At 53.1% G+C, this 12,860-nt stretch carries 6 protein-coding genes and 1 tRNA gene; 4 read left to right on the top strand and 3 right to left on the bottom strand.

What is annotated here, in order from left to right; translation table 11 throughout:
- Window positions 1-3: 3 nt before the first annotated feature.
- The 3 genes from HMPREF1121_RS02505 to HMPREF1121_RS02495 are packed head-to-tail and all read right to left on the bottom strand — an operon-like array spanning window position 4 to window position 4,249.
- On the bottom strand, window positions 4-639 hold the full coding sequence (locus tag HMPREF1121_RS02505) for a metal ABC transporter ATP-binding protein (protein WP_044114759.1): 636 nt from the start codon (window positions 637-639) through the stop codon (window positions 4-6).
- Window positions 640-647: 8 nt separating this feature from the next.
- Window positions 648-1,541 carry a metal ABC transporter solute-binding protein, Zn/Mn family gene (locus HMPREF1121_RS02500; protein WP_052353557.1) on the bottom strand — a complete coding sequence of 298 codons (894 nt, stop codon included), beginning with the start codon at window positions 1,539-1,541 and terminating at the stop codon, window positions 648-650.
- A 26-nt stretch (window positions 1,542-1,567) separates the two neighbouring features.
- A complete protein-coding gene (locus HMPREF1121_RS02495; RefSeq protein WP_044114499.1) occupies window positions 1,568-4,249 on the bottom strand; it encodes a calcium-translocating P-type ATPase, PMCA-type in 2,682 nt (893 codons plus the stop codon).
- Window positions 4,250-5,185: 936 nt separating this feature from the next.
- Here HMPREF1121_RS02495 and HMPREF1121_RS02490 point away from each other — a divergent pair.
- The 4 genes from HMPREF1121_RS02490 to HMPREF1121_RS02475 all read left to right on the top strand — a co-directional run bounded on the left by HMPREF1121_RS02490 (window position 5,186) and on the right by HMPREF1121_RS02475 (window position 12,834).
- Window positions 5,186-5,259: transfer RNA gene (locus tag HMPREF1121_RS02490), tRNA-Asp, on the top strand.
- A 293-nt stretch (window positions 5,260-5,552) separates the two neighbouring features.
- Window positions 5,553-8,438, top strand: a complete 2,886-nt coding sequence (gcvP, locus tag HMPREF1121_RS02485) for an aminomethyl-transferring glycine dehydrogenase (RefSeq protein WP_044114498.1) — start codon at window positions 5,553-5,555, stop codon at window positions 8,436-8,438.
- 513 nt (window positions 8,439-8,951) lie between these two features.
- A complete protein-coding gene (glyA, locus tag HMPREF1121_RS02480) occupies window positions 8,952-10,229 on the top strand; it encodes a serine hydroxymethyltransferase (RefSeq protein ID WP_044114497.1) in 1,278 nt (425 codons plus the stop codon).
- A 196-nt stretch (window positions 10,230-10,425) separates the two neighbouring features.
- Window positions 10,426-12,834: a family 20 glycosylhydrolase gene (locus HMPREF1121_RS02475; RefSeq protein ID WP_044114496.1), complete on the top strand. Its 2,409-nt coding sequence runs from the start codon at window positions 10,426-10,428 to the stop codon at window positions 12,832-12,834.
- The last annotated feature ends 26 nt before the right edge of the window (window positions 12,835-12,860 follow it).

Genomic DNA, 12,860 nt, shown 5'->3' with positions numbered 1-12,860 from the left:
AGTCTATTCGAAGCGTCCGAGGGTAAGGGTCTGCCAGTACTCAGACTTGGCTTGGTGGAGGTCGTGAGTGACCATAAGCATCGTCGTCTCGGGGCGTACGACTTGCTCCAGTAGCGACTCGAAGCTTTCCTTATAAGACTTGTCAAGGAAACTGAGTGGCTCGTCGAGGATCAGAAGCTCGGGATTAGATGCCAGCGCACGACCGAGCAGAGCTCGCTGGAGCTGACCACCGCTGAGCTTGCCGATGGGTTGCTGGAGGAGGTGCGTGAGCCCGATGGCTTCTGCGAGCTTCTCTACCTGCTCTCTACGCACACCGCGCCCCATGGTGCCTTTTGGGAGGCCAGAGTCAATAACCTCGTGGACGTGGATGGGGAAGTGGCGATCAATCTGATTGATCTGGGGAAGGTAGCTGGCGACCAGCTGGTCGGTAGTATGGCCCTCATGGTCGTAGCGGAGGAGCCGCCCAGCTTGTAGCGGGATGAGCCCCAGCAGAGTACGCATGAGGGTCGTCTTACCGCTGCCATTCGGTCCCGTGATGGCCCATCGCTCACCACGACGTACGCTCCAGTTGAGGTGCTCAAGTACGACCTTGTCGGGATAGCCGAGGGTCGCATTATGTAGCTCTAAGAGTGGTTGCATAGGGAAGGTCATCGTGTCGGGATAGATGAGGTGGTATCGCTCAGTGCACGAGTGATGAGTAGAAGTTGCTCCTCCCAGTCCCCTCCCAGCGGGTTGATGACGACCATACGGGCGCCGAGCTCTTTCGCAATGCTCTCGATGAGCTTGGAGTCAAACTCCTGCTGGATGAAGACCACGCGTACCCTCAGTTTCTTAGCTTCTTCGATGAGTGCTTGTATATGCTGAGGCGTAGGCTCCTTGCCATCTTGCTCGATGACGAGTTGCTTGAGACCATGCTCCTCTGCGAACTCAGAGAGGGATGGATGGTAGATGACGAAGGCACGCGAGGGGATATGGGAGAGTTGCTCTTTTATCGTCTGCTCGACGTGCTCCAAGCGCTGGGTGAAGCGCTGGTAACCCGCATCATATTGCACTCGGTGCGTCGTGTCAATACGGCAAAGAGAGCTGTATATGCTCTTACCCATGGACTGAAGCCCACGTACACTTGTCCAGTAGTGTGGGTCGTGAAGATGAGTGGAGCTATCGCTATGGTGATGTGCAGGCCCTACCAAGTCCTGATCGAGACGTACGAGCTGCAGGGCTGGCTGCATCGTATGGATACGCTCCACCCAGCGACGCTCAAAGCCCAGATCACCCATATAGAAGTAGGCCGCGCTGGAGGCGAGTGCTTGGATGGCCTGTGGTGTAGGCTCGTAATTCTCTGGATTATTCCCCTGGGGGAGTAGTGTCGTCACCGCGACCAAGCTATCAGCGATCTCCGTGATGACCTGAGCTGCTGGTGCTATCGTCGTGGCTATCTGGAGTCGGGTAGACCGCTGCTCGCCCTGCTGACAAGAGGAAGCGAGAAGCCCTATCCCCAAGAGAAGGGTACACAGGGGGCGGTGGAGTGAACTACATATCATCGGAGTAGGAACTGCAATCTGCTTACTTATGCACGAAGCCGTCCAGTGAGGCGAGCGATGAGACGCCCCAACTCACCGATCCAGAGTACTGGGCTAGTGGCTATGAGGAGTGCAATCCAGTAGCTGAGTGGAAGAGGAGCTATCTGGAAGAAATCGTATGCAAAGGTAGTAATTAAGAACTGCCCTACGAGGATGACAGCCGTGATCAGCAGGAAGTAGCGTGCCCGATCCATGCCAGCGAATGCACTGCGCCCCGAGTGGAATGCTTTTGCGTTGAACATATTCCACAGCTGAAGAAAGACAAAGGTGGTGAAGAATACGGATAGGTCGAGTGCCGTAAGTTGCTCCTTCCCTTCGACCCACTGTCTCGTCGTGAGGTCCAAGTGCTCCAATATATAATGTAGCGCAAAGAGCAGAAGGAGGAATAGGCCACCGACTCCGAATATCTGTCGTGCGAGCTGTGGTGTGATGATCCCCGCAGAGGTCTTGCGTGGACGCTCCTTCATGAGATGAGGGCTGGGGGGCAGGGAGGCCAGCGCCAGCGACGCAAAGGTGTCCATAATGAGGTTCACCCAGAGCATCTGTGTCACGGTGAGGGGAGACTCCTTGCCGAGGAAGGCACCTATAAGGACGGTGAGGCATGCCACGACATTGATCGTCATCTGGAATAGGATGAAGCGCTGGATATTCAGGTAGAGTGAGCGCCCCCATAGTACGGCCTGCGCGATGCTGGCAAACGAGCTGTCGAGGATGGTGATATCGCTGGCTTCCTTAGCTACCGCCGTACCGTCCCCCATCGACAGCCCGACATGTGCTCTATTGAGGGCTGGGGCATCGTTGGTCCCATCTCCGGTGACGACTACGACTTCGCCCAGCTCTTGGAGTAGGCGTACGAGGCGCTCCTTGTCCATAGGACGTGCGCGTGCCATGATCTTAATATGGGTAAGTCGTGCCTTGGCTTCGTCGTCTGTGAGAGCTTCAAATTCTGCTCCTGTGATGATCTCATCGTCGGTAGAGCTTTCTCCCCAGAGACCGATCTGTCGGGCGATCTCTTTAGCCGTGCCAGAGGTATCCCCTGTGATTATCTTCACGCCGATACTAGCCTCTCGGCACTGCTGGATAGCCTCGGGCACTTCGCTGCGCACGGGATCCATGATGCCGAAGATGCCTTGTAGCTGTAGTCCTTCTTGGATCAGCTCGTCAAGAGGCTTCTCTTGCTCTGTCGGACTCTCGACTATGCGGTAGGCAAGAGCGAGTGTTCGCATAGCGCGTGACTGATACAGCTGTAGTTCGGCTTCGTAGTGGGTATGTACCTCCGTAGGAAGATTACATAGGCTGAGCAGAATCTCTGGTGCCCCCTTGACATAGAGTACGGCCTTCCCTTCGAGCATTGCAGACTGGACTAAAGTTGCCATGTACTTGCGCTCTGTCGAGAAGGGGAGCTGTCGGATGATAGGGGCGGAGTCACGAAGGGTGAGGTAGTCGTACGCTTGTCCTCGTATCCAAAGAAGGAGGGCTCCTTCGGTAGGATTGCCCATGACCTCGGGGTGCTGTCGGTCGTGTGTATTGAGGAAGGCGGTTGTGTTGGCTGCTATGGCTTCGGGGAGAAGGCTTTGTACCTCAGTCGAGGCTTCGCTGAAGAAGCTCTCGATGCGCATTCGATTCTCCGTGAGCGTCCCCGTCTTGTCGGTGCAGATGACGGTGATAGCACCCATCGTCTCGCACGCGTGCATACGGCGAACGAGGTTGTTGCTACGCATCATGCTACGCATGCTATAGGCCAGAGAGAGACTCACACTCATTGGTAACCCCTCGGGGACAGCGACGACAATGACTGTCACGGCGAGCATGATTTTGCCGAGGAAGTAGGAGAGTGTAGCATCCCATGGAGCTGCAAAGCCCCCATTGAGAGCATAGATCAGGGTGCTGCCTACGAGGACAAGCGCTGCGAGGATATAGCTGATACGGGCTATGAGACTGCTGAGGTGATCAAGCTGCCGATTCAGTGGTGTCTCTACGGAGGCATCTATCTGAATGCCCTCGAAGATCTTCCCTTGTTCGGTCGCATCTCCGACGACCTGTACGCGACAGACGGCATGTCCCTCGAGGATGGTCGTGCCACGACATATATAATCGGTAGGGTAAGTGGCTTCGCTGTCTTGATCTTCAGGGCGTATGCTCTTGATCGCCATCGGCTCACCCGTGAGGGTTGACTCATCTACCGAGAGTGTGACAGCCTCAAGGAGCTTGGCATCGGCAGGGATCTCCTCCCCCGTCTCCAGATAGAGCAGGTCGCCGACGACGATCTCGCGCTTCGGGATCTGTATGATCTCACCATCGCGCATGACCTTGTAGCGCACCTCGTCGCCTACCTGGCTCAGGAGCTCGAACTCCTTCTCGCTCTTTAGCTCGAAATAGAAAGCTATGCCTGTGGAAAGTAGTATCGCTAAGAAGACTCCGACAGGCTCAAAGAATCCAGCTCCTGTGGGATCAGTCTTGGTGACAAAATACTCATAGCAGGCCGAGAGGAGGGAGAGGACCATGGCGATGAGCAGGATAATGATGATGGGATCCTCGAATTTCTCGAGGAAAAGCTTCCAGTGTGAGGTGCGTGGGCGGGGTGTCAGCTCATTGCTGCCGTGTTGTAGCCGGCTCTTTTGTGCCTGCTCGGAGGTTAGTCCTATATGCGGAGTAGGGATCTTGTCCATTATATATTAATGTATAGGGGTAGGGGTGAGAGATCGAAGTAGGGACCTCTCCTGCCATCTCCTTCGCCTGCAAAATTAGCGGAAGACCACCACATAATCATCCTATCACTTCTTAGATGGATTCAGAGGCTTTCTTATACTCCTCAGATATACCAGTACTGGTTGATTTTATTCTCCTGCAAAGGTTTATTCTTAGGAGGCTTGGAGAGGGGGATGTAGTGACAGATAGGGATAGGGTGTCTGGCAAGACAAAGGTCTTCCCCCTCATGAGACTGTGGTCGAGAGTCCTGTCCTCTATTTAGAGTATTTAGAGTGCTAAGGTATCGCACGCCCAGCTCTCCGATATGCCTCTCCGAAGAGATACACAAGCCCTTCGCCTTATCGCACGTATTCCTCTTATCCAGCGGAGGGAAAAGTGTCCTTCTCGTGAAGAAAAAAGCGCCTTCACGCAGTGGTCTTCCTCTGTCTACGCACGTAGTCTTAAAGACCAGGCACATAAATCCAAATATCCACGTACGTAGATATTAGATCCACGTACGTAGCTCAAACTTATCTACCATTCGTCCACAACTTTTCTCCCTACGCGGAGCAACAACCTAATAGAGGTCACGTCACAAAGCTATATAGGGATCAGTCCAAAGCTATATAGGAATCCAAGCAAAGCTATATGGCTTTCTTCGCCATCCTATATAGCTCTACCCACACCCCCATATACCTATATACGGAGCCATTGCGCAAGCCTACTTCTTCATTGCTTGTACCTTCTTGCCTCGAAAATCGGAGCCTTTAGGCTGAGAAGACCGAAGTTAGGAAAGTGTAAGCGGTGAAGAGATAGCCTTGCACAATGGTCTCTTCATGGGATCGGCTGGTGAAAATGGGAATTATTTGGAGGCTTGGAAAACTTATACTATCTTTGCAACGCAAATCAGCAAGCACGGTGTGGTAGTTCAGCTGGTTAGAATACCTGCCTGTCACGCAGGGGGTCGCGGGTTCGAGTCCCGTCCATACCGCAAAGAAGAGAGCATAGCGAAAGCCGTGCTCTCTTTTTGTATAGATCCCTATCACATCTTGATAACCTTAGATGCCATCTACTCCAAGTATATAGTAGCCTCCTATTCACACTAAGGGATGTGTGGGATGGTGGTGTTTGTTGGGATAACAAGCTAACACTAAGGCGGTAAACTTTGTAAGATATTTTTGTAAGTCATTGAGGTACAACGAGCCTGCAAAATACCTACCTTTGGTACGCTGTAGATAGATCAGCGTACGACTACTATAACAATACTTAAGCTAACGTTCGCCAATGAACACCAATGACTTTTCCATCCGCCACATAGGCGTAGGGCAGCACGACGCCGATGAGATGCTTCGTACCATCGGGGTGAAGACCTTAGATGAGCTCATCAACCAGACTCTACCCTCCAACATCCGATTGGACAAGCCTCTGGATCTCCCCGAGCCTATGACTGAGCGGGAGTTTGCTGAGCATATCGCAGACCTTGCATCTAAGAACGAAGTCTATACCTCCTACATCGGCCAAGGCTGGTACGATACCGTACTCCCCCCCGTCGTCCAGCGTAATGTACTGGAGAATCCCGTCTGGTACACATCCTATACTCCCTATCAAGCAGAGATCTCTCAGGGTCGCCTTGAAGCGCTCTTCAACTTCCAGTCGGTCATCACAGACCTGACGGCACTCCCCTTGAGTAACTGCTCCCTCCTTGACGAAGCAACGGCTGGGGCTGAAACCGCCTTCCTTCTCTTCAACGAGCGCTCTAAGGCTAAGGTGAAGCTCGGTGCGCGCAGGATCTTCGTTGATAAGGACGTCTTTGCTTCCACTCGTGATGTCATCCTCACGCGCTGTATCCCACAGGGGATCGAGGTAGTCCTCGGCAAGTGGAACGAGTTCGACTTCGGTGACGAGTTCTTCGGAGCAATCGTACAGTACCCAGGCTCACTCGGTGGTGTCAATGACTACTCTGAGTTTGTGGCCAAGGCTCACGATGCAGATATCAAGGTGGGGGTCGCTGCTGACCTCCTCGGGCTTGTCCTGCTGACGCCTCCAGGAGAATGGGGTGCTGACGTCGTCTTCGGCTCAGCTCAGCGCTTCGGTGTGCCCATGTACTTCGGTGGTCCCTCTGCTGGATACATCGCTTGTCGCATGGAGTACAAGCGTACGCTACCAGGGCGTATCATCGGTCTGAGTAAGGACCGCCTGGGCAAGGAGTCCTATCGCCTCGCCCTGCAGACTCGCGAGCAGCATATCAAGCGCGAGCGTGCTACGAGTAATATCTGTACCGCTCAGGCTCTGCTGGCTTCGATGAGTGGCTTCTATGCCGTCTACCATGGTCCCGAAGGCCTGAAGAATATTGCACGCCGTGTCCATTCTTATACGGGCTTCCTCGCAAAGAAGCTTCAGGATCTCGGCTATCGCCTCCTGCATGAGAACTTCTTCGATACACTCTGCGTCATCCTCCCCGAGGAAGCAGGCTTTGCAGCTAAGCTCCGTGAGATCGCAGAGGAGTGTCGTGTGAACCTCTTCTATGCTCCCTGCGGTACGGTCGCTCTGCTGAGCATTGACGAAACGACACTGCCCGAAGATCTCAGCGTCCTCTGCTACATCTTCGCTTCTGCCCTTGGCAAGGAGAGCAACTTCAATGACGAAGTCGGCGAACACACGATCCACATTGATCGCAAGTTCGTACGTACCTCGCCCTTCCTCTCCTACGAAGTCTTCAACAAGTACCATACGGAGACCGAGATGATGCGCTATATCAAGCGTCTTGAGCGTAAGGATATCTCCCTGACGCACTCGATGATCTCTCTCGGCTCATGCACGATGAAGCTCAATGCTGCCACGGAAGTCATTCCTCTCAGCAACCCAGCCTTCTGCAATATCCATCCCTATGCTCCTGCTGAGCAGGTACAGGGCTCACTCGAGCTGCTGGAGAACCTCAAGGGACTCTTAGCTACGATCACGGGGCTGCCCGTCGTATCGCTCCAGCCTAATTCGGGTGCTGCTGGTGAATATGCCGGTCTTCGTACGATCCGTTCTTATCACGAAGCTCACGGAGGTGGTCACCGCAGTAAGATCCTTCTGCCTGCTTCTGCTCACGGTACGAACCCTGCTTCGGCTTCCCAGTGTGGCTACCAGTGCGTCATCGTAGCGTGCGATGCGCATGGTAATGTCGACTGGGAAGACTTCATGAAGAAGACCGAGGAGCATAAGGATGACCTCGCTGCGATGATGATCACTTATCCCAGTACGCACGGGATCTTCGAGACGAATATCATCGACCTCTGTAAGCGTATCCATGATTGTGGAGCCCTCGTCTACATGGATGGTGCGAATATGAATGCTCAGGTAGGTCTTACTAACCCTGGCTTCATCGGTGCAGACGTCTGTCACCTCAACCTGCATAAGACCTTCGCTATCCCTCACGGTGGTGGTGGTCCTGGTAGTGGTCCTATCTGTATGACCGAGGCTCTCGCTCCTTACCAGCCTACGCATGGCTATGGCGTCGACTACGAGCCCATCGAAGGGAACGTCGTCTCTGCTGCTCCTCTCGGTAGTGCCGGTATCGATGTCGTCTCCTATGCTTACATCCGCCTGCTGGGTACGAAGGGGCTTGAGCGTGCTACTCGCACGGCAATCCTCAATGCCAACTACATGGCTGTCCGTCTCAAGGATACCTATGGCATCGTCTACACGGGGGCAACGGGCCGCGTCGGTCACGAGCTGATCCTCGACTGCCGCAAGCTCAAGGAAACCTATGGTGTCGACGAGAGCGATATCGCTAAGCGTCTCATGGACTTCGGCTACCATGCTCCTACGCTTTCCTTCCCTGTACATGGCACGCTCATGATCGAGCCCACCGAAAGTGAAAGTAAGGCTGAGCTGGATCGCTTCCTTGATGTGATGCAGTGCATCTGGGGTGAAATGCAGGAGATCAAGGACGGTCGTGCTGACGCCGAAGACAACGTGCTGAAGAATGCTCCTCACCCTGAGTACGAGGTAGTCTCTGACTCTTGGTCACACAGCTACCCCCGTGAGAAGGCTGCTTATCCGCTGCCTTACCTGCGTGAGAATAAGTTCTGGATCAATGTCGCTCGCGTAGACAATGGCTTCGGCGACCGCAATCTGATCCCCGCCTTCTGTGCTTGTATCGCTCCTACGATAGAGGAATAGGCACTAAGGTCTAAGTAAGTAATGCCCCTCCCTTTGTCCTATCGGGACGAAGGGAGGGGCTTCTTTTTGCAAAGAACTTAAGGTGTAAGCTTGCGAATTATACATTGGTCGACTACTATCTCTCATGCTTGCTACTTTTATATAGAGGAGGTCACTGCCTCTATCCTTGGTAGTATTTCCCCTTCTCAAAATATTTTAGATATTCAGTCTCTATGTTAGCACCTATAGTGTGGTATAGAGTGGGGGAGAGAGCTAAGGGATGAGAGTAGCCCTATTGCGGTGCTATATGCTATGATTCAGTAGATTGTCTCCCTCTTTTTGATGACTCTTGAGGCCCTTTGAAGAGCTTCTTCGGAGCGTCCCAAAAGAACTCTTTGGGAAAGCTTTGATATATAGATACAATTCTTATCTTTGTCTTGTAGAGATACGAATACACTCAGTAAGTACAATAGCACGAAGCACAAGAGTACATCACTCAACTATATCCATCCAAACAATAACACGTAAGAAACTATGAACGACTCCGCTATCTTCACTCTGATTGAAGAGGAACGTCAACGACAACTCAAGGGTATTGAGCTCATTGCCTCTGAGAACTTTGTCAGTGAAGAAGTCATGAAGGCTATGGGTAGCTGCATGACCAACAAGTATGCAGAAGGCTATCCTGGTAAGCGCTACTATGGTGGTTGCGAAGTAGTAGACAAGTCTGAGCAGCTCGCTATCGACCGCATCAAGCAGCTCTTCGGTGCTGAATGGGCAAACGTACAGCCTCACTCAGGTGCTCAGGCAAATATGGCCGTTCTCCTCGCCTGTCTCAACCCTGGCGATACCTTCATGGGGCTGAACCTCGCCCATGGTGGTCACCTCTCCCACGGCTCTGCTGTCAATAGCTCAGGCCTTCTCTACCATGCTATCGACTACAATGTCAGCGAAGAAACGGGTCGCGTAGACTACGATCAGATGGAGCAGCGTGCTCTCGAGCACAAGCCTAAGCTCATCATCGCAGGGGGCTCGGCTTACTCTCGCGAATGGGACTACAAGCGTATCCGTGAGATCGCAGATAAGATCGGGGCTATCTTCCTCGTCGATATGGCTCACCCCGCTGGGCTCATCGCTGCAGGTCTCCTCGACAACCCTGTCAAGTTCGCTCATATCGTCACCTCCACGACGCACAAGACGCTGCGCGGTCCTCGTGGTGGTATCATCCTTATGGGTAAGGACTTCGATAATCCTTGGGGCAAGACTACGCCTAAGGGTGAGATCAAGAAGATGTCCGCACTCCTCGACTCTGCAGTCTTCCCAGGTGTACAGGGTGGTCCTCTGGAGCACGTCATCGCAGCTAAGGCAGTAGCCTTCTACGAAGCTCTCCAGCCCTCATTCAAGGAATACGGTCGTCAGGTCAAGAAAAATGCTCAGGCTATGGCTGAAGCCTTCGTACGCCGTGGCTACGGTGTCGTATCTGGCGGCACGGACAACCACTGCATGCTCATCGACCTGCGTGGTAAGTTCCCCGAACTGACCGGTAAGGTGGCTGAAAAGGCTCTTGTAGCAGCTGACATCACGGTGAATAAGAATATGGTTCCCTTCGATAGCCGCTCGGCTTTCCAGACCTCGGGTATCCGTGTCGGTACGCCTGCTATCACCACTCGTGGTGTCAAGGAAGATAAGATGGAGTACATCGTCTCCCTCATTGACCGTGTCCTCTCTGCGCCCGAAGATGAAGCTGTCATCGCTGCTGTCCGCAAGGAAGTCAACGAAATGATGGCTAACTATCCTATCTTCGCTTGGTAGATCTTACCGATCAGGTTAGCCGATTTGGTGCAACCCTGAGTTAACAAGTGACCCGAGGCTATTGCCTAGAGTAGTGTATGCTACTCCAGAGCAAGCCTCGGGCTACTCGTTTTTCCATATATTTGTATTACAGCGTTCGATGAGCCGTCTCTTGGGCTTTATCAGTAGTGCTGATCATATCATTCAAATAGACTCAATGAAGAAGTTATTTACAAGCATGGCCTGTGCGCTGGCTCTCTGTGTAGGAGGAACTGCTGCGTGGGCTGCCAGCGCTCCCTCTCGAGTGTCTACTCCCGTGCCTTCGTATGACAAGGGGATCAACATTATTCCTCGTCCTAAGCAACTTCAGGAGCTCAAGCTCCCTGCTTTCCGCCTGACAGCGACTACGTCTGTCATTGCTTCTGGTGACTCCGCTGTGACGATCGCTCGCTTCTTCACCGAAAAGATTAACCGCTCTACGGGCTTCTCTCTGCGTGTAGTGCCCGGTGCTAAGGCCACTCAGCAGGCTATCTTTGTTCGCATTGATCCTAAGCTCGCCCTTGGCGATGAGGGCTATACGCTGAACTCTTCTTCTCGCGGTGTCGAGATCGTTGGTCGTTCGGCGAAGGCTCTTTTCTGGGGCTTCCAGAGCTTGATGCAGCTACTCCCTGCGGAGGTCGAGTCTGCAGGCAAGGTCGGCACTCTTCCCACGACTGCTTGGACGATCCCTGCCGTTCGTATTTCTGATGAGCCTGCTTTCGAGTATCGTGGTGTGATGGTCGATGTATGCCGCCACTTCCTCACGGTAGACGAGATGAAGAAGCACATCGATATCATCTCTATGTTTAAGATCAATAAGCTCCACTGGCACCTCACAGAAGACCAGGGCTGGCGTATTGAGATAAAGAAGTATCCCCGCCTGACCGAGGTCGGTGCTTGGCGTATAGAAGGAGATGGCAGTCGCTACGGTGGCTTCTATACGCAGGATCAGGTCCGTGAGATCGTCCGCTATGCCCAGGATCGCTTTGTGACGATCATCCCTGAGATTGAGATGCCAGGTCACGGTATGGGTGCTATCGCCTCTTACCCTGAGCTTACCTGCTTCCCCAACCGTCGGAAGTATATCGTACGTAATATTTGGGGTATCGAAGATGATGTCTATTGTGCTGGTAAGGAGTCGACCTTTGAGTTCATCCAAAATGTACTCGACGAAGTCGTACCCCTCTTCCCTGGAGAATACTTCCACGTTGGTGGGGACGAATGTCCTAAGGATCGCTGGAAGGAATGTCCCAACTGCCAAAAGCGCATCAAGGCTGAAGGTCTGAAGGATGAGCACGAGCTCCAGAGCTACGTCATCCGCCGTGCTGAGAAGATGCTCGCTAAGCATGGGAAGAAGCTTATCGGCTGGGATGAGATCCTCGAAGGAGGCCTTGCTCCTACGGCTACCGTCATGAGCTGGCGTGGTGAAGATGGTGGTATCCAGTCTGCCAATATGGGCCACGACGTGATCATGACCCCTGGTAGCGGTGGCCTCTATATTGACCACTATCAGGGTGACCCCAAGATCGAGCCTGTAGCTATCTGCTGCTATGCTCCTCTTGAGAAGGTCTACAACTATAATCCTATCCCCGAAGCTATCGCTCCAGATAAGCGTCATCACATCAAGGGTGCACAGACCAACCTCTGGGCTGAGTATCTCTATACCCCAGAGATCATGCAGTACCGTGCCTTCCCTCGTGAGATCGCTTTGGCTGAAGCCGTATGGTCACCCATCGCAAGCCGTGACTTCAAGGACTTCAATCGCCGTCTTGACAATGCGTATGTCCGCCTTGATATGCATGGTGCGAACTACCATATCCCTCAGCCAGAGCAGCCTCTGCCTAACGTAGATCCAAAGGAAAGCTACGAGAAGACTGTCTCTTCGCTCAACTTCATTGCCTTCACTGATAGCGCAGAGCTGTCTCTCAAGACGACTCGTCCTATCCGTATCGTCTATACGCGTGATGGTAGCACGCCTAGGCTGTCCTCTGAGAGCTACACCATGCCTCTCAAGGTCACCAAGAGCGAAGTCATCCGTGTAGCTTCTATCCTTCCTTCTGGTAAGACAAGCCCCGTACGTGAGATCACCTTTGAGAAGCAGACCCTTGCTCCTGCAGCTACCGTTGCTAACCTCAAGCCAGGTCTGGCTACGAAGACCTCTATTGGAGACTACTACCAGGCTACTGATCTTATCGGTGTGACGAACTGGACGAAGGGTATCGCCAAGCGTCCTCAGGACCTTCGTCCCGATGTCGTCAAGAACCACATGGCAGAGATCAAGCCCAAGGCCGTCATTGGTGATGGTTACGTGAAGATCCCCAAGGATGGTGTCTATGTCTTCTCTACGGACCTCGACCAGATGTACATCGATGGCAAGCTCCTCATCGACAATAGCGGTGAAGTAGCTAAGTCCAGCCGTCGCGATAAGAGCGTGGCTCTGAAGGCTGGTTGGCACAAGATCCGCCTGATCTTCATCGGTGCTGTCCGTGGAGGCTTCCCCACGTATTGGGATGGTGCTGCTGTTGCCTACCGCAATATCAAGGACAACAAGTTCACCAACATCACCGAAGATATGCTGGCGCACTAAGCCGCTTCACACACCTCTTCTAATAC

This window comes from Porphyromonas sp. KLE 1280, from assembly GCF_000700805.1.
Lineage (GTDB): Bacteria > Bacteroidota > Bacteroidia > Bacteroidales > Porphyromonadaceae > Porphyromonas > Porphyromonas pasteri.
Note: the sequence above shows the minus strand (reverse complement) of the source record. Positions and strands in the feature narration are given on the sequence as shown.